A 20,495-nucleotide genomic window follows, 5' to 3' on the forward strand; every position below is an offset into this window, starting at 1 on the left:
CGTGTCTTTATTGTCGTCTTCGGCCTTCTGGAGGCGTCTAGGCGCCAGATCCGGCAGCAATCAGTGATGTTCCAGGGGGCAGCACGGCGAGACCAGGTCCGATCTCGACCGCTCCGGGAGGCAGCGACATGCCTGGCGGAACGACTGTCACTCCCGCCGGAAGAGCGGAAGAAGGCGATTCTTCACCCGTCGAGAACGGAATGATACCGGTCCCAATCGATGATCCCGGCGGAAGCGGCAGTCCCGGCGGAATGCTGAAACCTTGAGGGATTGGCGATCCGGGTATGAGATTGCCGACAAAGTCCTCTTCTCCCGCAGGCAGGGTCTCAGTCGGCTCTGGTGCAGCTGGAGCAGCACCCGAGTCAGGAACCTGGGCAGGAACCTGAGTTCCACCAGCAGGAGCAGCCTGAGTTCCACCAGGAGCAGTCTGGGCATGGGGTGGACTCGTTATATTCGTCGTTGTGACAACGGGAGGTAAAGCGCCGGTAGCCGCGGAACCGTTGAACAATCCGATCTGCAAAGAACCGCTGAGCGTCTGGACGCTGATCGAATCGAGAAAAATCTCAAACTTATCAAAATCGTTATGGACGTACGTATTGGATGGCTGGCGGTTCTGGTTCATTTGCGCCACGGCGGATTGAATGTCAGTGAGCTGGCGCTGCAAATGCAGCATGGATTGCGATGTACGCTGCTGGTCATGCTGCAGCTGCTGCATAAATTGCGATGTACGCCTCTGGTCATGCTGAACCCGCTGCATGGTTTGCGATGTATGCTGCTGGTCAAGCTGCAGCTGCTGCATGGTTTGGATCATTTTCTCATTATATGCCTGAGTATAGGAATCATTGCTGGAGTATGGATATGCGCTCTGATACGCAGCGGGAGGTTCGATGTATGAATACGGATACCACTGGTAGGCGTAAGTCTGCAAATTCACGTTGAATTCCTCCTGGTCAGATAGTCCCGCTTCCGCCGTTGCCAAGATCGTTTATGCGGTTAAACGGCGTATTGAACCGGTTGTTGTTACCCGTATTGAACGCGCCTGCTCCACCATGCTGAGTGGTTGTCGTTCTGCTGGCGTTGTTGTTGCTGTTAAAGTTTTTGGTATACGTATTCTGACTGCTGATCGGGTCAATGACTGCGAAGTCTCCAACGTTAAAAGAGGCTGATCCGCTCATGGTTGTGACATTGATATTGTTGATAGCGATATTAATTTTGGGTCGTGATGAACGGCGGCCGTATCCCATGATATTCAGTCCCCTCCTTTAACGTTGAAACTTTTACATCCATCCACACCCAAGTCGGTAGTATTGTCATTACTAATAGGATATGTCTTTCACGATTAAAGGAGATTGTTTTTCGTAAAATAGGCTTGGTTGTTCGGTTAGATGCAGTAAAATAGCGACTGCACAGCCATTTTGCCATTCTATTAATCAGCAGGCCGAACGCGGATACACCCTGGCAGTCTTTGAAATAACGATAACCCGATTCATAGCTTCATTGGTTATCGGCCAAGCTAAAGCTGATAAATGACCTGTCCGCCTTGCTCCATATCGGCGCTGTCTTCCCCTAAAATCCCGAATCCGCCGCGTAAGAAAAAGACCTTCCAATAATGAATGGTTCTTTCCAGCAAGGGGATAATATACCTCTAGATTGCCTATAGAAAAGGAATCACTATGACATCCAATACTAGCTCTCAACTAAATACGAATCAGCCGATTTCACAAAGCTTGTCCGATAACCGCCAGGAACTGGACAAGCTGCTGGCAAATTGCTATGACATCATGATGCAGCCGTACCAATATGGTTCCACTTATCAATATCAAGCTCTCTCGGTTCATTGCGATACATTGGCAGATGAGAAAAAGGTTCTCTTTATCAAATCCGCCTTTCGGGACCTCGCCTCTCAGGAATCCGGAGAGGTCCTATCTGTTATTGCCCCGGAAAATGTGATCCGTTTTTTCGAGAACCAGGGAGTTTCTTCCAAGCGCGGCTACGTCCAAGCCGTTTCCATCGACAAGGCAGGTGAGAGCAACCTGAAATTGACGACACTTTTCTTCAGACCAGCAGGCGGGGCAGCGGATCGCAGCAAGGCGGACAACAACCCCCTTCCCGTTCGTTCACGATTGAAACCGAAGCGAACACGATTTTCGAAGCCATCCGGGACATCACCATCCATTCCGGACGCAAAGCCAAATGGGATCATATGCGGGTTATCCTCATAAGCGAGCAGGTAATCAAGCGGCATGATATCGGGGAAATCATGGATTTCTTCTCCAGGGATCACGAGCCGAGGGGGACAGTCCTCGTCATGGCAGCAAAGGGAAAGGCTGGCAAGTATTTAAACGTTTCGCCGTTTATTGAATCCACGATTGGCGAGCAGCTGAGGACCATGGAATACTCGGCAACCCGCTACTCGGCGAAAACGGTAAAAACGAATTTGCTTGATTTGACCATTCAATTAAAAAGCCAAGTGGGGATTGCCCTTTTGCCTTATATTCAATTATACAAACAAAATGGATGAGACCGCTTTCAAAGAAAGGGTTAAAAAAACGGTTGAGCAGGAATTCGGCAAGCTGATCGCTGATTTGCAGCTGCTCGGACCTTGGTTGACGGCGCTGCTATCCATCCCTTTTATCCTGCTCGTGTTTCATATGGTTTCCGGGATCGTGCTGGATGTGGGCATATTCGTGACCACCACGATGATGAGGGAAACGCCTATATTCGTGTTAAATTCCCTCATCTTTTTGCTCATTGCCTTCACGGTGCGGGCAGGCATTGAAGTAATGGTTCGCATGTTTACCAACCTCATCCTAATCATGCTGTTTTTTGTTTTTATCGTACTGCTGTTATCGATACCCAATTATAAGATGGATCAGCTTCTTCCCATCATGCCTGAAGGATTCAAGCCGATTATGCATGGTGCTTATTTCACGTTCGGATTCCCATATGCAGAAATCTTCCTATTCGCCACGATTCTGCCGTTCGTCAAGAAAAAGCAGGGCATTAAATACGGCATGAAACGATACATGTTCATTGCATTGATTGCATTGCTGCTCAACATAATCATTCTCATCCTGTCCGTGCTTTGCGTGAATATGGTGCTCGGGCCTGCGATCGGGGACATCAAGTTTTCCTTGTATATGGTCGCGCGTATGATCGACATTCAGGAAATCGTCCAAAGGATCGAATCCGTCATCGGCATGTCCCCTGATTGCCGGTTCGTATATGAAAGCTGCGGTCGCATTGTTCGTGCTGAATTTGACTTTATCCCGGCTGTTCCGGCTGCAGGATGAACGGCTGCTTATTTTTCCTCTTGCACTTATCAACTTGTTCCTCTCTATTGTGTTATACGATAGCGAGATTAAATGGGGGAACGTATGGCCGCTGTGGAATGGCATCGCTAACTTTGCGCCGCTGCTTCTGCTCACCTTGATCGCGTTGATCAAAGGCCCTGACAAAAAATCAAAAGCCGTCGGAGAATAACCGCGGCTCTATCGCGCTGCCCACACCATGCCCCGGCGAAGCATAGCTGTGACCTGAGGAAGCTTCACAATATCCGGACTATGACCGAGCGAGGTATAATAGACCCGCCCGCTCCCGTATTGCTTGATCCAAGCGACGGGCATCACCACAGGCCTCCAGACCAAAGGGGGATTGACCCGGTCGAAGTACGAGGTAGCCAGAACCTGAATCGACGGATCCACCATCAAATAATACTGCTCGGTCTTCACGAAAAAATCGCCTATTCCTGCGACAAGCGGATAATAAGGATACGGGAAATGAACCCGGTAGGTCACTTGGTCACCGGGATGTTCCAGATACTGTCCTCCGACCATGCCTTGATATTCAATTTCGCAGCGGAAAGCATCTGCCATCCCATGCAGCCCAGCCAGACCGGTTCCGGCGGCAACTGCACTGAGCAGGTTGTGCAGTTGATCCCTGGTAATGACACCTGCTGTCCATAAGGGAACGATCAAATCGGTCCGCTTCAGCTTCTCAGTGTCCAGAAAAACATCAAGGGTGTCTGAAATCTCAACGTTAAAATGTTCCTCCCGCAAAATCTGAGCCACGATCTCGGCAGTCTCCCCTGGTTATCATCTATTCAGATGGAATGGATATCGGGGGGAAGAGCGTGGATGATGCATCAACCGCTTATTGATCAGGCGCAAGGATAATATAGCGGAAATGCTCAATTGCACCGGCTCCGGCAATCAGATCACGCTTTAGATGATTGTAGAAGCTGAAGGGGAACTTGAAGACATGCCCAAAATCCCAATCGATCCCGCTGTAGTCAAAAGACCAATATTCAAGCTCAGTAGGCAGCCAAACGGATCGCTTGCACTCCGATAACGGCAGCCGGTCGACAGGCGAGAAGACCCTCAGGTCATCGCCGGGATGTAAGCTGCGGCTTGCCCTCAGCACCTTGACCATCTTGAATAACGGTGTTAGGCCCCTCCGGAAGAAATCCCCATGACCCAGATCATACAACAAGTTGAGCGCATCCGAATAAGTAAGCATATGTCCCAATAAATCATGATGCGCTTCGGCTCTATATATCGTTTGGCAAGCGGCCAGCTCACCGAGAATGAACTTCGACAGCTGATCCGGATGATGAATATCGGGTATCCGGTCTTCCTCCTCCAGCTGCACCCGCTTCACTTCGGATGTGGAATAGCCGATCCATGACCGTCCGGGTATCGTCCTCTCGAATGAGCGGATTAGCGCCGCGATTCCGGCAGCTTCCTCCTCACTTCCCCAGCCGCCCAGCTCATGAAGAGCAAGCAGGCTGATGGCCGAATAAATGACCGGATGTCCTACCCAGTGCAGCCCGTCAATGGTTTTGTCCAGCTCTGCAAGGATCAGCGACTCCGCTTCCTGAAGGCCAATTCCTGTACCTCCTCCAGCGGCATTCCCGCCGGCATCAGTGCCGCCAAGGTAACGGTTCACCATCGCAGTCGCTTGGCGCGTGACACCTGCACCGGTCTCCCCGGATAGATCATTATCCCGCACGAAGAAATAACCGGCGATTGCAGCCGCTCCGAAATGAGCTTCCCAATGATCGCCCGTTTGTGCTTTACTGCTTGCTATGATTGACAATCCATTGTAGAGCAGCTCGATATCCTTCATGGGTTAACTCCCTTTTCCTTCTATAAAATAACGGTTCAATGCCCGCTCCGCCCGGTACTTCGATAAGTTGAACGAAGGCCAGCTTCGGTTCAGCCTGCTGGCTTGTAAACGCTCCAACCGCTCCTGCAGAAGCGTCTTCAGCTGCGGATATTCTTCCTCGCTGAAGCCGATGAGCCTCGGCATAGCGTCAGTGGATAGACCCGCCAAATAATGAGCGTCGATTTTGCCGGTATCCCGGAAGCGCTCGATGTTATTAAATGCGATAATACGGTCCATGCCTGCGTAATTGACCAGCACATACGAAACTAATGCAAGGATAATATACCATTTGGCAAGCGGTATTCGAGGGTATTTGATCCGGAGCCCCGCGATAATTAAGAGCAGGGCCAGGAAGATCATAAACGCATGCACTAAGAAGCGAATATAGGTGTAGCCGTACGTGTCCTCATACAGCGCCAGCCTCATATAAGCAGAATACAGCATGACGCCGGAGCATCCCACTAAGACATACAGCAGCGCATGGATAAACTGCTGCAGCCTCCTCTGCCCGTGACCGCTGCCGAAATTCAGTGCAATCAGCATCATCACAAAGTTAATCAGCGATACCGCAATCAGCTCGAAGAACCCGCTCCTCGCATACTCTGCATAGGAGCTTCCCTCGGGCAGCGCCCCCTGCCAAGCCCCGAACAGATAACTGAACTGTACGAAGACGAACAGAACGTAGACGGCATTGAAGGCGATTAACACGGTCGCAAGGATGATCGGATCGAGCTGAACGCTTGTTTTGGACAGCGCTCAGTCCTTGCCGGCCTCACCCTCCGCAGCTTGCGCTGCTGCATCCTTTTCCCACTGGTAAACTTTCGGCTTCACAAACCCCCAGAGATAACCGAAGAACAGGAAGCTGAAGATTACGACCCATATTCCCCGCATGATGCTCTCGCTGTAAGTGAGCTGATCAAGCCAATTCGGAATGCCGGACAGCAGATGATTAAACACTCCGTCCGCCGAGGCCAGCAGTTTAATGACAATGACTAAGAATAGAACCGCGACTGCAAGACCGGTCAATACTTTGCCAATGACATTCTTGCGGTGCTTTCCTACTCTGCGGACGGCAGAGAACCTGACGACCTTCATGGCTGTGAAGAAATGCCGGAAGCTCTGTGGAACGAGATGATCCAGCGCATCGATAAGGATCCGGGGATTCGACCACTCCATTCGCCTTGAACCCAGCATATACGACATATGTATGAAGATCAGAGGCGGCACGGCAAGCATGTTCAGCACGTAGAAGAATGAATTGCTGAACAGGACATACGTCATGGACAGCATGATGACTGAGATCAGCAGCAGCCATCCGAACCCCATTTGAGCCCGCATTCTATCCTGCGCCAAGTGAAACATAAACCCGTAGAAGAGAATGACAAAGATGGGGAACGACACGCCCGGATCGCTGCCAAAAAATAAATAATGATGCACGAATGTGAGTACGAGCGACGCCAGCAGCGCCGTAAGCGACCGACCTAACAGCGGTGCAGATTTGATGTTCATCGTGAATACCTCCGCTTTCAACCTATCTAACGCTTATTCTAGATGATAAAATAAGAAGATAAAGAGAAAGAAATTACGAATTAATTTCGTATTTTAGAAGGCGGTGGATCGCTGCATGAAGCTGAACAATCAATTTCTGCGTCTGCATGCTCATTACGGGCACCATGAAGCAGTCGACATCACGCTCGCGGAGCTTGCGGCGACGTTAGAATGCACGCATCGCAACGCGATGCTGATCGTCAATAACATGGCGGAGCATGGCTGGATCGCATGGGAATCCCACCGCGGACGCGGACGCCGCTCCAGGTTGCGATTCTTGATTCAGCCGGAGGAAATTGCCGTTCAATCCATCATGCAGTCCATCAACCGCAGGGACCTTAAACGAACCCTGGAACAGATCAGCCTTCATTCCCGGTCATCCTCCCTGCAGGACCGGCTGCAGGGCTGGCTGCTGACATACTTCGGCCATCATTCCGAGATCAGAAGCGACAAGCAGATCGATACGCTTCGCCTGCCTATCCGGGAGCGGCTGCATACGGTTGATCCGTTATACATGAACCTGCTCGCCGAGTCTTTCGTCTCAAGCCATGTGTTTGGCGGACTTGTTAGGCGGCGCGTTCATTCCGATGAGATTGTGCCGAATATCGCACATGCCTGGGAGCTGGATGAGAGCCGAATAAGATGGACCTTCTTCCTGCGCAAGGAGGTACTCTTCCATAACGGCAAAATCATGACCGCCGCCGATGTCGTTTATTCCTTCGAGCGGTTAATTAACTCCTCGCGCAGAACGCTGTACAGCTTTATTTTCAAACAAATCAAAGCTGTGCGTGCAAGGAATGCGACAACGGTCACTATTGAACTGGAAGAGCCAAGCGAGCTCTTCCTCCCCTTCCTGTGCACAAGCCGCGCTGCAATTGTTCCGAAAGATCTGGATCAGCTCAGCGAGGCGGGCTTCGGCACCCGGCCCATTGGCACCGGACCATTCAAGGTGGCGGAGATGAATGAGAGTATTTGCGTGCTGGAGGCTTTCGCGCATTACTTTCAGGAGAGGGCTCATCTGGACCGTGTAGAGATCGTGCATGTCCCCTGGGAGCTCCAGAACAGCGCATCCTCTGACAATCTGCTTCCTTTCCATGTGATTCAGAATCCATCTTCGGCAGATAGCGCATGGAGCCAGATCCACTCCGATGCCGCTGTCCGCAAATTTATAACCTGCAACACCAAAAAAGCCGGACCGTTAACCGATCCGACCGTTCGCGCTCATCTATTTGCTTGTCTCCGGGATGACAGCGGCGATGCCGCTGATTCTGTCCACGAACAAGCAAAAGTTTCGGAGTTCCCATGCATACTGCAGATTGCAACCATTCCGCCTTACAAGCAGGATGCGGAGAATGCTGCTGCGAAGCTTGCGAAATTCGGCTATGCCTGCAAGGTGGTATTCACCTCGCCCGAGGATTTCAAAGGCTCCATCCGCCTTGAATCCGATCTCATTCTGTTCTCCCTGCTGCGCGATCAGGACGAGCAGCTGCGCCTGTTCGACCTCTACCTTACCATATCCGGCCATGTTGAGCCGCATACACGGGTAGATATTGAGCAGTCCCTTCAAGCTGTGAAGCGGGAAGCTGACACACATTTGCGTTCACAGCAGTATGAACGGATTGAAGCAAGGCTTATTCAAGAGAATCAGCTGCATATTTTATATGAAAAGCCTGTTCAAACGTCCTATCTGCCTTCCATACGGGGGGTCAGCTTCAACTCTCAGGGCTGGGTGGATCTGCGGAAATTATGGTATCCGGTTGATCATTAGCAGGACCCGAGCCCATTTGAAGACTCGTTTGACTTATAAATCGTTTACTTAATGTAAGTTGATATTTATAAATTATTTAATTTAAACAAGTATGTATATTTGATTTGGTAAGCTTGTTTTATCAGAGCCAGGGCGCTATAATATAGGATAAGAATGAGGTGATAATGATGGAGTTTTCGCAGCATCTGTGTCCTAAGTTCGAACGGGCACTCGAAATATTAGGTAAACGGTGGACATCCATGATCGTGTATCAGCTGCTCTCCGGCCCTTATCGATTCGTTAATCTGGAGCAATCCATTCCGAATTTGAGCGGGAAGGTTCTCTCCGAACGATTGAAGGAGCTCGAGGCAGAAGGGATTATCCAGCGGGATGTTTATCCTGAAACACCTGTACGCATTGAGTATAAGCTAACGGAGAAGGGCCGCGGCCTCGCCCCGCTCTTTACTGAGATCGCCGCTTGGGCTGAACAATGGATGGAACCGCCTGCAGACCTCCCTGAATCGTAACCCTACGATTTGGCGGAGGCCTTTTTCGTCTATATTGAAGTAAGGAATACACACTGAAATCCGCGTATCCCTCTACATGTGGGGAGTTGTCGCTCTGAATCAGTCAAGCTTGCCTTATGAAAATGCCTCCCACCAAGGTGAAGCCGGAAGTCCGGAAGCTCCGATTACCACCGTCTCTCCGATCCTCGGGGTGCAAATCGGCGTGTTATGCGCTGCGGCCGCCTTAACTGCGCGTTCCGCAGGATCTGTCCAGCTGTGCAGCGCTAATGTGAAAGCCCCCCAATGAACCGGAATCATCAGCTTCCCGAGCAGATCCAGATGGGCCTGCACGGTCTCCTCCGGCATCATATGAATCGCTGCCCAGCGCTCATCATATTGTCCGCATTCCATCAGCGTTAAGTCGAAGGGACCGTATTTATTTCCGATCTCGGCAAAATGCGGACCATAGCCGCTGTCTCCGCTGAAGAATACCCTCGTTTCTTGACTGGCGATAACCCACGAGCACCATAACGTCGAATCGCGGTCCATACCCCTTCGGCCCGAGAAATGCCTAGCCGGCGTGCTGGCCAGGGTTAGCCCTTCAAATTCGAATTCATCCCACCAGTCATGCTCTTCAATCCGCTCCGGATCCACACCCCATCGCTCCAGATGGACGCCCACGCCAAGAGGGACGAAGAACCGCCGGACCTTATCTTTTAATTTCATAATGGAGCCATAATCCAGATGATCATAATGATCATGTGAGATTAATACTGCATCAAGCGGAGGAAGATCTTCAATGGCGACAGGCAAATTAGCGCTGTAACGCTTGCCTCCAATTGCCGGAAAAGGCGACGGTGCCCTGCCGAGCATCGGATCGATGAACAAGGTTTTCCCGCCAATTTGAAGCAGCAATGCAGAATGACCGAACCAGGTGACCGCCGCTTGCCCGGCTCCAAGATGACGAGGAACCAGCGGTTCTACAGCGATTCGTTTGGCCGGTTTACCGTTCGGGGCGCCTCTCATAAACTCGAAGAACACACGAGCGGTTTCCTTCGCATTCATACTCATAGAGGTTGGAATTTGATTCACAAACTTCCCGTTTACATAATGACCGGTTCGTTCAAACCGGGCACGTTTTTCCACCTGTTGTTTTCCCCCAAAGGCCGGATACAGGTTCATAACCAGATAAACTAAGGCAATAAGTACGGTAATAACGGCAAGTGCAATAAGCATGCGCATTCTCCTAATCATCTTCTGCTTGGTGATCTTCTCTTGCAGGCAGCCCGGCAAGCGGAGTGCCTCCGCTTCCGAACGGTTATCTCATTATAAACGCTGGCAAATGGGGATTGCGAATGGTCATACGCATTCGGCGCGGATTATACACACAAACAGCCCCGGCTGAAATGTCGGGACTGAATTCGAATATGCCGTAACGTTGGACGCAGATGCCTGCACAGCCTTTCCGGATTTTCATCGGAGCTGGAGGCCGATCCATAAACGACATTTTAGGCCCAGGCGGATTTTGAACGGCCCCTGTCTCCAATTATTCTGGATCGTCCGTTAAATGGTTATCTCCTTGCCGGGCACCGCTGAAGCGGAGGAAGAGACCTTCTCTCCGCCTTTTTGCAGCTGATACATCTTGTAGTACCGGCCTTCGAGCGCCATCAGCGCTTCATGATTGCCCCGTTCCACAATTTCGCCGCGATGCAGCACGAGAATTTGATCCGCATCCCTGATTGTTGACAGCCTGTGCGCAATAACGAGAGTCGTTCTTCCTTCGCTGACCACCTTCAGCGCTTGCTGAATGAGCCCTTCCGTTTCGCTGTCAATGCTGGCAGTCGCTTCATCCAGAATGAGAATCGAGGGATCGAACGCCAGAGCTCTGGCAAAAGAAATCAGCTGCCGCTGGCCCGAGGACAGCGTGCTGCCCCGCTCCACCACCGGCTCGTCATACCCGCTGGGGAGCTGCTCAATGAATGGCGCCGCGCCCACGTCGCGAAGCGCGCTGCGGACCCGCTCGATTGAAATGTCTTTGTTATAGAGGCTAACGTTAAATTTGATGTCTCCGGCAAATAAATACGGGTCCTGCAGCACGATGCCCATATGCTTGCGCAGCGCCTGCTTGGAGAACGTCGAGATAGCTTCGCCATCTATCGTAATTCGCCCGGCATCCGGCTCATAGAAGCCAAGCAGCAGGTTGATAATGGAGCTCTTGCCTGAACCGGTGTGGCCGACAAGCGCCACTGTCTCCCCTTTTCGAGCTTCGAACGAAATGCCTTTGAGCACATTTTCCCCGGCTTTATAGGCGAAGGTGACATTGTCGAATTTCACGATCCCCTCCGGACGTTTCACAGCGCCGGTCTCCTCCACTTCCACACCTTCGAGATCCATAATAGCAAACACTTTGTCCGCCGAAACAAACGCACGCTGCGCATTCGTCAGCTGATCGAAGATCCCGATGATCGGTTGAAAAATCCGTCCCAAATAATCAATGAAGGCATAGAATACCCCGTAAGAGATGACCGTTTCCAGTGAGCTGCGGCCAAAATACCAGATGACATAGGCGGTGAGCAGGCTGCCGATCGTACCGACGATGTTCCGGGAGGACAAGGAGAAGATACGGAACTGTTTGATCTGGTTCACATACCGGTCCTCGTTGAGCACTTCGAATTCATCCAGCGTTACTTTCTCCCTGCGGAAAGCTTGAATAATCGGCATCACGACGATAGATTCATTAATCATGGCATTCATGTCGCTAAGGCGCGCCCGCATGATCGTAATATAGATCTTCGAGTACTTGAGATGAACGACCATAATGACCGCGAACAGCGGCGGCAGCAGCAGGGTGAACAGCGCGAGCCGCGCATCCAGGATGAATAATGCGATGAATATGCCGGAGAGCTGGATCAGGCTCACCACGAAGGTGGCCATGAAACTCATGAACAGATCACGGACGGCTTCCGTATCATTGGCAATTCTGGAGACGACCTGCCCAATCGGCGTGTTATCGAAATAGCGCAGCGGTATGCGCTGGATATGGCGCATTAAGTCCATCCGCATATTCTTGATGATTTGGAGAGCGGTCGACTGCAAAATGTACGCCTGCGTAAAATTGCCGACACTCGCGACGAAGAGCAGTCCCAAATACAGGCCAAGCAGCAGAAGCACCGCCGATAGATCATGATCTCCGCCGGATAAATGCTTATCGATGATCGTCTTCGTAATATAGGGCCCGCCAAGCTCTGCACCAACCGCACAGCATAGAATCAACAGCGAGCCGATGATCCGGAATTTATAGACAAGCGCATACGCGAGCAGTCTGCTCGTCGTCGATTGCTTCGACATGGTCGCTTAGCTCCTTAAAAGTTTATGCGGGCTTCGCCTGGTGTGCGGAAGAATGAAGCACATCAAGCCAAAACTCGCTTCGAAAGCATAATCTAAGTTTTTGCGGTGCTTTCGCCTGGTCAATTCCTACTCCTCCAGGCTCGCTTGCATTTGCTGATGCTCCCATTGTTCCTTGTACCAGCCGCCATGGAGCATCAATTCTTCATGCGTGCCTTCTTCAAGTATCCGGCCTTCGCTTAGAACGAGTATCCAGTTCGCATGGCTAACCGCTGACAGGCGGTGCGTCGAAATCAGGGTCGTCTTGCCTGCCCGTTCAAGCCGGATATGATGCAGAATCCGGCTTTCGGTGCGGGCATCGACAGCAGACAGGGAATCGTCGAGCAGCAAAATTTCGGAGTTGATGAGCAGCGCCCGGGCGATGGCGAGGCGCTGCTTCTGTCCGCCAGAGAGCATAACCCCATTCTCTCCCACGATCGTGGCTAATCCTTCCGGCATCTGGGCGATATCCCCGGTGAAGGAAGCCATCTCCACGGCTCTCTCAATCTCCTCCGTGCTCGCGCCTGGCTTGCCGAGCGCGATGTTATCGCGTATGGACTTGGACAGCAGCAGATGCTCCTGAGGGACGTACGCAACCCAGCTTTTCATCCGATCAATAGCGATTTGCTCTACCGGTACATCAGATAGATACAGCTTGCCCGGATCAACAGGATACTGCCGCAGCAGCTGCTTAAGCAGCGTGCTCTTCCCGCTCCCCGTACGTCCGACAATGCCAAGCGTTTCCCCTCGCTCCAAGCGGAACGAAATGTGATCGAGGCTCGGCTGCTGGGCGGTTGGATAGGTAAATGTTAAGGCTTTCATCTCAATAGACGCCGGTACATCAAGCTCTACAGGCTTTTGCGCATCCTTCAAATCCGCTTCTTGCGCCAATGCGGTCTGAAGCCGGTCGGCAGAGGCGCTTCCGCGCTGGAGGACGTTAATAAACTCGCCAAACGAGATCATCGGCCAAATGAGCATGCCAAGATAAATATTAAAGGAAACAAGCTGACCCAGCGTGATTTGACCATCAAAGACCAGATACGCGCCGTAACCGATTCCAATGGAATAGCTGACACCAACGATAAGCGATATAAGCGGCTGGAAAAGCGCATTCAGCAGCGATACGCGTTTGTTCTTATCCCTGACTTCTGTCGTCATCGCATCGAAGGCATGAAGATCGTCATTCTCCTGCACGTACGAACGAATAACGCGAATGCCGGAAATCGACTCCAGCGCATGGTCGTTCATTTTACCGAAGGAGGCTTGCGCATCCAGGAAGCGCACGCGTACTTTCTTACCTAAAGAGCTGATCACCAGCACCAGAAAAGGAAGCGGAATGAGCGCGGCAAGCATCAGCTTCGCGCTGATATAAGTGACCATCATCACAATAACCACGGAAGCGCCTACGAGCGTATTCACCAGTGTCATGACGCCGTATCCGGAGGTTTGTCCGATCGCCAGAATATCATTGGTTGCAAGCGCCATAAGCTGGCCTGTGCTGTTGCGCTGGAAGAAGCCCGGTGTCATCCGCGTCAAATGCGCCAGGAGCCTGCCTCGCAGCAGCTTCTCCACCAATGCGGAGTTGCCGAATAAAGTCGTTATCCATACATAGACCATAACGTACAGCAGAAAGGACAGACATACGAGCAGCAGAACTGTCTGGTTCAAGCCGGAGGCGGTTAAATCCCCTTTTCGAATATGATCTATCGTGTTCCCAATCATTTTAGGCGGTATGGTCGTGAGCAGGCTTACCGCTGACATTAAGCCGATTGCGAGTGCGTAACTGCCCCATCTTTGCTGAAAAAACCATTTTAACCGTATAACAAAAGACAAGTAGAGCCACCTCTTCCCCCATTTCAAATAGGCACAAGTTGATTTTACAGTTGTTTCCTGATGAAGTCTATTTGAAACTGTGTTTGATAAGGACTGCGGGCTGCCGAGGCTCTCTAAAGAAAAAAAGCTGACCCGGCAAGCAGCACTCTGCTGTAGGGTTAGCTCTTTTCTCGGTATATAAGCGCTCGTGGCTGACCGCAGTCACCGGACAGCTTAGAGATCCAACTTCGCGCCGGCAAGCTCCTCGCTCAGCCGCCATAATCGCCCGGCGGTGCGGGGTCGATCGCCCATGGCCGCACACCGGTGCCTTTCACCTTGATTATAGGTCGCTCTTTTTGTTTTCCTTACTCTGCAGCTCTAGCAAATACTCATCCAAACGATCGAATCTCTCATTCCAGATACTGCGGTAGGTCTCCAGCCAATTATCCAGCTCGATCAGCGGCTGGGGCCGCAGCTTATAAATCCTCCGATTGACGATCGCCTGTACCTCGACAAGTCCAGCTTCACTAAGGACGCGAAGATGCTTGGAGGCTTGCGGCTGGTTGAGCCCAAGTCGATCAGCAATTTCTCCAACGGACAGCGGTCCGTTTCGTAAAAGTTCGACAATGTTAAAGCGGTTGGGCTCGGCAAGAGCGCTAAAAGTCGTTGTATCCATGACCTGAACCCACTCCAAACAGATAGACTTGCTTTATCTTATCATTTTACAAGGAATCAGAGGTTTGTTGCAAAGGTTTCCCTCTTTCGTTTAGATTTCTTGTAACAATTGCTCCAGATTCCCGAACGTAGCTGTGATCCCTTCGACTATGCCCATTGCTACCGTCACTTGCAGATCCTCGTCCGATTCAAATTGATAGCGAAGGTTAACCTTCGTCTTGCCTTCATATTCGGTTAAGGTTACGGTTGCCCGCTGCAGCGGGACTTCATCTGTGGGATTGGCGTCTTGATCTGCAAAGGTGGTGGTAAAAACAATCTGCTCCGGCTCTGTAATTTCTTGATAAACGCTCCTTGCCCAGTGAACCTCACCCTCCGGTGACCGCATACAGTAATGCCACACCCCGCCGGGTCTGAAATCAATGTTGCACACGGGAATCGTATAGGGGCGCGGAGCCCACCAACGTGATATATGCTCAGGTTTCGAAAATGTCTGAAACACAAGCTCGCGCGGTGCATCAAAGATACGCTCCATCGTAAAATCCCGTTCTCTCACCGTTGTGGTGATATTTCCAGCTTCATTCTTCTGAGTCATTGTTAATCCTCCTCGAATATAAGATATGAGATCAATACTTCAATCCAAGATTGCAGCACAGGTTATTTCATTCGTGTGGATAATTTCTTGAGTTAAATATACCTTAAACGGAATATTCCTGTCAAGGAATATATAATCCAAAAATGTTGTGACCCTTAATGGCTTGCAGAAACAGCAGCTGATGCCGAACACACCGAAAACAGCAAATCCAAAACGCCGCTTCCAGGTGACTCGCTTTAATAAATCGTTTTAATGTTAAGTAAACCTGGCGAACCAGTGACCATCCACTCACCCCTATACCAACTATTAAGGTAGCATCGGGATTATCATTTACAAAAACACAACCTGAACTTGAATAAGGAATAATATTCCTCAACTTTGCTCAAACGTCCGATTGACAGGCGCGGATTTTTGAAGGCTGCAGGCGGTGTTGTCGGTTTATCAGTTTTATCCCAATTCACCGGAGGAACGACGTTTGTTTCTGCGGAGGAGTCGTATTTTGCCTTCGCTGTTCTCGCCGACTCCCACATTGATCCGAACAGCCCGAAACATACTGAGAACTTGTCCCATTCCGAGAAATCCAAGATTCCCTCCCGCCGTTGCCGCGCTTCCGCAGCCAAACATTAATTCATTCGCGCTCCCCCTTCTCATTATCACTCCCCTTATTTCTTGCTTACACACCAAGTTGTCATACAGCGCTGGCCTGCTACTTGTACGGTCTTGATCGGCTCGAAGAGCATCCCTCCAAGCTGAGCTGTTTTATTCAAAAGCTGCTCCTCATCGACCAAGAACCGGGTGCTCCCGTCCGGCAGCAAATAACGCTCATTGCCAAGCGGCTGGATCTTCGATTCGATGCCGATGGAGGAGGCCAGACGCGCAAATAGCTTTCCTCCCGGCTTCAGCACCCGCCATAATTCTTCCACCATTTGGTCAAAATGCTTCACGCTGCCGGCAAAATGCAGGACCGCGCTGCTGATGACGAAGTCAAAGCTGCCGCTCTCAAAGCTCATGCTCTCCACCGCTTCAACCCGCGCTTGCTCCTCTGACCAGCGGGGCGCCAACTCCTTCGCAAGCCGCTGAACGGCGGCGATTGCATCCGCCGAGCGATCCACCGCGTACACCTCAAATCCGCTGTGCAGCAAATAAACCAAATTCCGCCCGGAGCCGCAGCCAGCATCGAGAATACGCATGTCCGGTGTAATCCTGCCTTTCAGCAGCTGATCAAATAAGTAAATATCGATATCGCCAAACTGTTCGTTAAGATTCATACTAGGTACACCCTGCTTTCCATGTTAGTGAGACTTATATTTATCTACCGCAAGCGTATCCTACATATTAAGATTTTCAAAGCTTCCGGCTGTATCCTGCTGATGCATACTTCATTTGGAGTTGGCGACATTAATGAGATACAGGTGAGATTGCCGCCACTGGAAGGAGATCCGCAAATGGTGTGGGATTGTATCATTGTCGGCGGGGGAATAGCCGGACTTCAAGCTGCCATTCAGCTGGGCAGATACGCGATGCATAATGTACTGGTCCTTGACGCAGGAGAAGGGCGCTCAGCGATTTGCCGCAGCTATCGCAATATTCTGGGATACCCGGAAGGAGTTTCGGGGTCGGACTTGAGAGCGACCGGTACAGAGCAAGCCGCTGCTTATGGCGTTCAATTCATCCGCGATAAAGTTATGCGGGCCAAGGCTCTGCCAAGCGGCTCTTTTCTTCTGCATGGCCGCCAGGACGGCTCCTCTTATGAGGCAAGAACGCTGCTTCTTGCAACGGGGGTTATGGACCGGTTCCCCGATCTTCCGGGTTTGCGGGAGTGCTTGGGGCTTACTGTATATGTATGCCCGGATTGCGACGGCTTCGAGGCTAAAGACCGCAGAACGCTTATCCTGGGTGCAGGAGATGCCGGGGCCCGTATGTCCATGACGCTGCAAATTTGGACGAATAAGCTGCTCTACATCAATCACGGGCGGTCGCAAGGGCAGGTGAGCGCGGAGCTTCTCCATTCGCTGCATGCGGGCGGCATCGACTATCTCGAGGCTGTAAGTGAGCGGGTTGCCGGCACAGAGGACGGCTGCTTTCGCGGGATTGTCCTTGAAGACGGTCGGCTAATTGAGGCCGAGCGGGCTTTTCTGGCTTTTGGCGGGAATGAGGTTCGTTCTGCACTCGCTGAGCAGCTGGGCGCGCGCCTGCATGAGAATAAGCATATATGGACCGATTCGCGCAGCAAAATGACCAGTGTCCCGAAAGTGTGGGCGGCGGGCGATGTGGCCGCACATGCCGAGCAGGTCACGATTGCTATGGGAGAAGGCGCCCAGGCAGCTATCTGGATCCATAAGACTCTCTTGGAGTTGAAACGCACTAGTGCATGCACGTGAGAATAAGCATGAAAAAGCGAAGCCATAGACCCGAATTCTGTCCAAATTCGCATCCAATGGCTTCGCTTATTGCTGCTTATGAGGTCTTGGATTCGAATGAAGCCGGATTCGCAATCATGCGGATTCGCTTTTGCTTCCCTATGAGGACCTGGTGATTGGAATGTAAATCTCCATCACAGCCCCTATTTGAGGGTGACACCGTTCATCGTAGAATTCAAAATCCACTTTATCCGAGGCAAACTCATACCCGGAGGCGGGAAACCATTTTTCGTAAATAAATCGCCATGTTCCCTCGATGGCCTGGACAAAGCCCTTATCGTTGTAATCTGCAGGCGGCGTTGTGAATACAGCGTAGGTTGCCTCAGGCACTTCACCTTTGTACAAATCCGCAGGTGCATTCTCGAAAGTATCCGTTTTCACCGCAATAACATAAGTGAATTTGCCGGTCTCCATATCCGGCGGGAAACAGATGCAGAATTCGCCATGCTCCTTGGGCTGAATCATCTCATACAGCTTGGCTTCAAGCCCTTCAACGTTAAAATGATCCCAGAAAGCCGGAATATCGCGCTTTCTCCGATTGCCTTCCAAAGTCGTTTCCAGTGCGTACCCAACTACCTTGAAGCCGGGCTTCGTTATTATTTTTGGCTCCAGAATAATGCCTCCCGATAAATTAAATTGTTTTAACAGCATGAGATCCACTTTGCTTGGCGTATTGCCGGTGGCATGAATCCGATATTGCTCCGGTGAGCAGCTATATACTTTGCGAAAGGCTTTGCCAAAACCGCTGTGGGACTCAAATCCGTACTCCATTGCAATATCGATAATGCGTTTATGACCGGATAATTCACTAACCGCATGCTCCAGCCGCCTTCTACGGACGTACTCCATGACCGGCATTCCGACATAAGCATTAAATAATCGGTAATAATGGTACGCGGAGAAACCGGCGATTTCAGCCAGACACTCGACGGTTATTCGTTCTTTAAGATGCTCCTCAATATAATCAATGCTCTTCTGGAAACTCTCGATATACGCGATAGCGCTCCACCTCCCGATCGGTAGCTTGATTGTAACATCCCCTTCAAAAGGGTTCTGTTCCAAATTTGCTGTATTACGAATTGAACTTAACACCGGGCATGCAGTGTTCGGTTCAGTTTCGAAAACAGAAGCTTAGCACCAAATAGGCCACGGTGCGGAATATCGAGGAGGAAGCCGGACTGAAAAAGCCGGGCTATCGGTCCGTTCGATGCGTCATTATTTCTCGTATCGTTTCGCGGTTGTCCCACACTTTACGATATAGGATGTTTCTTCGACTCATGACCCGAAGCTATACTGGTTAAATCCAGTTATTTGGCGATGATTCGGTCATTATTATGATCTAAACTGGATTTTTCCACCTATTTCAGGCTAATTTCAGCCCAAAATGCCATTTTTGAGCTCCTATACTACATGGATTACAGTATAGCAGCCTGGACTAAATAAAAAGGGTCCCTATACTGCAGGCAATCCAGTATAGGTATCAACTGTCTCGCTCAGCTCTTCTCAAACATCTGCTTACACACTAACCGCTCCACACACCATTCCCACTTACTTGACTGTTCACCACCTGTTCCACTTACTTGACTGTTCACCACCTGTTCCAATGGTTCACATATTCACCTGATCCACACACCAATTTCACTCACCGAACATATTTACTCAAGAATTCCTTAACATGCTTCTTATAACCGGGCGGATCAACAATGAAGGCCAGACCGTGTCCCGCTTCAGGAACGGTATACAGCTCCCTCTCGCAGCCGCAGGCTTCATACAGCTCCTTCACCATGAAGAAAGGCACGAAAGTATCATCTTCCCCGTGAATGAACAGCATCGGCGTCCGCGACTTCTTCACCTGCTCCAGGGCCGAAGCTTCTTTAAATGAATACCCTGCTCTCAACCGCGCCAGAAGGCTTGTGCTGTACAGCAGCGGAAAAGCCGGCAGTTTATACATCCGCTTCAGCTGATAAGCCAGCTGCGCATGCACCGAAGTATACGCGCAGTCGGATATAACCGCTTTCACATTAAGGGGAAGTGTTTCCCCGCTTGTCATGCATACCGTTGCCCCGCCCATCGACACCCCATGGAGTACGATTTGCGACTGCGGCCCTCTTGTACGAATCATGTAGTCGATCCACTGCACATAATCCTTGCGCTCCCGCCAGCCGAAGCAGATACAAACCCCTTGGCTGCGCCCATGTCCTCTGGCATCGGGCATCAGCACATGATATCCGAATTCCTCATGAAATAATTTAGCGAAAGTATCCATATCCCGCGCTTTGCCCGAATAGCCGTGAGCGACAATAGCGATTCTATCTGTCGGCTTCTTCGCTTCAATCCAATACCCTTGGAGCTTCAGTCCATCTTCGGAGGTGAGCGTAACCTCTTCGATACGCGGCTCTTCTTTCCAAACAACCTTGTTTTCCATCGGAGCGAGCTCCAAATCGGGATTATGCGCCAAAAAGCTTTTATCCGCACGTTTGATTGCAATATTGTAGAAATACATACTAACCGCGAATAGTACGAGCAATACAAGAACGACGAGACCAACACAGGCAATTATTTTCATGATTCCTGCATCCTTTACTTGGAAGTTGGCAATCGTTATACAAAAGCACCGCCCTCTTGCGAGACGCGGTGCTTTCACT

20 protein-coding genes and 1 pseudogene are annotated in these 20,495 nt (G+C 50.9%); 7 read left to right on the forward strand and 14 right to left on the reverse strand.

Annotation, left to right across the window (positions count from 1 at the left end; genetic code table 11):
• Positions 1–37 precede the first annotated feature (37 nt).
• The gene (locus tag ACFPYJ_RS26040) at positions 38–934 is read right to left on the reverse strand and encodes a hypothetical protein (RefSeq protein WP_379191158.1); all 897 of its coding nucleotides are present in this window, start codon (positions 932–934) and stop codon (positions 38–40) included.
• Between the two features lie 16 nt (positions 935–950).
• Positions 951–1,244: a hypothetical protein gene (locus tag ACFPYJ_RS26045; protein WP_379191159.1), complete on the reverse strand. Its 294-nt coding sequence runs from the start codon at positions 1,242–1,244 to the stop codon at positions 951–953.
• A gap of 429 nt (positions 1,245–1,673) precedes the next feature.
• Between ACFPYJ_RS26045 and ACFPYJ_RS26050 the strand changes: the two genes are divergently transcribed.
• From ACFPYJ_RS26050 to ACFPYJ_RS26065, 4 genes are read left to right on the forward strand one after another with little or no spacing between them, the layout of a single operon-like run.
• A complete protein-coding gene (locus ACFPYJ_RS26050) occupies positions 1,674–2,222 on the forward strand; it encodes a hypothetical protein (protein ID WP_379191160.1) in 549 nt (182 codons plus the stop codon).
• The gene (locus tag ACFPYJ_RS33235) at positions 2,123–2,521 is read left to right on the forward strand and encodes a Ger(x)C family spore germination protein (RefSeq protein ID WP_465263369.1); all 399 of its coding nucleotides are present in this window, start codon (positions 2,123–2,125) and stop codon (positions 2,519–2,521) included. Before ACFPYJ_RS26050 ends, ACFPYJ_RS33235 begins: the two co-directional genes overlap by 100 nt.
• Entirely contained in the window at positions 2,514–3,293 is a 780-nt protein-coding gene (locus ACFPYJ_RS26060; RefSeq protein WP_379191162.1) for a GerAB/ArcD/ProY family transporter, read from the forward strand. The genes ACFPYJ_RS33235 and ACFPYJ_RS26060 overlap by 8 nt, the downstream gene beginning before the upstream one ends.
• The gene (locus ACFPYJ_RS26065) at positions 3,250–3,483 is read left to right on the forward strand and encodes a hypothetical protein (protein WP_379191163.1); all 234 of its coding nucleotides are present in this window, start codon (positions 3,250–3,252) and stop codon (positions 3,481–3,483) included. Before ACFPYJ_RS26060 ends, ACFPYJ_RS26065 begins: the two co-directional genes overlap by 44 nt.
• Positions 3,484–3,491: 8 nt before the next feature.
• On the opposite strand, the gene ACFPYJ_RS26070 is transcribed toward ACFPYJ_RS26065, so the two are convergent.
• The 3 genes and pseudogenes from ACFPYJ_RS26070 to ACFPYJ_RS26080 all read right to left on the reverse strand — a co-directional run bounded on the left by ACFPYJ_RS26070 (position 3,492) and on the right by ACFPYJ_RS26080 (position 6,675).
• Positions 3,492–4,070 (reverse strand): ThuA domain-containing protein, encoded by a 579-nt coding sequence (locus ACFPYJ_RS26070; RefSeq protein WP_379191164.1) that lies wholly within the window; start codon positions 4,068–4,070, stop codon positions 3,492–3,494.
• A gap of 82 nt (positions 4,071–4,152) precedes the next feature.
• A complete protein-coding gene (locus ACFPYJ_RS26075; protein WP_379191165.1) occupies positions 4,153–5,127 on the reverse strand; it encodes a hypothetical protein in 975 nt (324 codons plus the stop codon).
• Positions 5,128–5,130: 3 nt separating this feature from the next.
• Positions 5,131–6,675: pseudogene (locus ACFPYJ_RS26080) on the reverse strand (DUF4153 domain-containing protein).
• A gap of 115 nt (positions 6,676–6,790) precedes the next feature.
• Here ACFPYJ_RS26080 and ACFPYJ_RS26085 point away from each other — a divergent pair.
• Positions 6,791–8,482: an ABC transporter substrate-binding protein gene (locus ACFPYJ_RS26085; protein WP_379191166.1), complete on the forward strand. Its 1,692-nt coding sequence runs from the start codon at positions 6,791–6,793 to the stop codon at positions 8,480–8,482.
• A 164-nt stretch (positions 8,483–8,646) separates the two neighbouring features.
• Positions 8,647–8,988 carry a winged helix-turn-helix transcriptional regulator gene (locus tag ACFPYJ_RS26090; protein ID WP_379191167.1) on the forward strand — a complete coding sequence of 114 codons (342 nt, stop codon included), beginning with the start codon at positions 8,647–8,649 and terminating at the stop codon, positions 8,986–8,988.
• A gap of 114 nt (positions 8,989–9,102) precedes the next feature.
• Here ACFPYJ_RS26090 and ACFPYJ_RS26095 read toward each other — a convergent pair whose 3' ends face one another.
• The 7 genes from ACFPYJ_RS26095 to ACFPYJ_RS26125 all read right to left on the reverse strand — a co-directional run bounded on the left by ACFPYJ_RS26095 (position 9,103) and on the right by ACFPYJ_RS26125 (position 16,698).
• Positions 9,103–10,203, reverse strand: a complete 1,101-nt coding sequence (locus ACFPYJ_RS26095; protein ID WP_379191168.1) for an MBL fold metallo-hydrolase — start codon at positions 10,201–10,203, stop codon at positions 9,103–9,105.
• Between the two features lie 327 nt (positions 10,204–10,530).
• Positions 10,531–12,315, reverse strand: coding sequence for an ABC transporter ATP-binding protein (locus ACFPYJ_RS26100; RefSeq protein WP_379191169.1), 1,785 nt, complete (start codon positions 12,313–12,315; stop codon positions 10,531–10,533).
• A gap of 126 nt (positions 12,316–12,441) precedes the next feature.
• Positions 12,442–14,184, reverse strand: coding sequence for an ABC transporter ATP-binding protein (locus ACFPYJ_RS26105; RefSeq protein ID WP_379191170.1), 1,743 nt, complete (start codon positions 14,182–14,184; stop codon positions 12,442–12,444).
• Positions 14,185–14,503: 319 nt separating this feature from the next.
• Positions 14,504–14,839 carry an ArsR/SmtB family transcription factor gene (locus ACFPYJ_RS26110; RefSeq protein WP_379191172.1) on the reverse strand — a complete coding sequence of 112 codons (336 nt, stop codon included), beginning with the start codon at positions 14,837–14,839 and terminating at the stop codon, positions 14,504–14,506.
• 90 nt (positions 14,840–14,929) lie between these two features.
• Complete coding sequence (locus ACFPYJ_RS26115; RefSeq protein ID WP_379191173.1) at positions 14,930–15,430, reverse strand: SRPBCC family protein; 501 nt, start codon at positions 15,428–15,430, stop codon at positions 14,930–14,932.
• Between the two features lie 447 nt (positions 15,431–15,877).
• The gene (locus ACFPYJ_RS26120; protein ID WP_379191174.1) at positions 15,878–16,081 is read right to left on the reverse strand and encodes a hypothetical protein; all 204 of its coding nucleotides are present in this window, start codon (positions 16,079–16,081) and stop codon (positions 15,878–15,880) included.
• 11 nt (positions 16,082–16,092) lie between these two features.
• Entirely contained in the window at positions 16,093–16,698 is a 606-nt protein-coding gene (locus ACFPYJ_RS26125; RefSeq protein WP_379191175.1) for a class I SAM-dependent methyltransferase, read from the reverse strand.
• Between the two features lie 177 nt (positions 16,699–16,875).
• Here ACFPYJ_RS26125 and ACFPYJ_RS26130 point away from each other — a divergent pair, with 177 nt between their 5' ends.
• On the forward strand, positions 16,876–17,811 hold the full coding sequence (locus ACFPYJ_RS26130) for an NAD(P)/FAD-dependent oxidoreductase (RefSeq protein ID WP_379191176.1): 936 nt from the start codon (positions 16,876–16,878) through the stop codon (positions 17,809–17,811).
• Between the two features lie 138 nt (positions 17,812–17,949).
• On the opposite strand, the gene ACFPYJ_RS26135 is transcribed toward ACFPYJ_RS26130, so the two are convergent.
• Both ACFPYJ_RS26135 and ACFPYJ_RS26140 read right to left on the reverse strand, forming a co-directional pair.
• Positions 17,950–18,912 (reverse strand): AraC family transcriptional regulator, encoded by a 963-nt coding sequence (locus ACFPYJ_RS26135; protein ID WP_379191177.1) that lies wholly within the window; start codon positions 18,910–18,912, stop codon positions 17,950–17,952.
• A gap of 580 nt (positions 18,913–19,492) precedes the next feature.
• Positions 19,493–20,416, reverse strand: coding sequence for an alpha/beta hydrolase (locus tag ACFPYJ_RS26140; RefSeq protein WP_379191178.1), 924 nt, complete (start codon positions 20,414–20,416; stop codon positions 19,493–19,495).
• Positions 20,417–20,495: the final 79 nt, after the last annotated feature.

It is taken from the genome of Paenibacillus solisilvae (assembly GCF_042656405.1).
Lineage (GTDB): Bacteria > Bacillota > Bacilli > Paenibacillales > Paenibacillaceae > Paenibacillus_Z > Paenibacillus_Z solisilvae.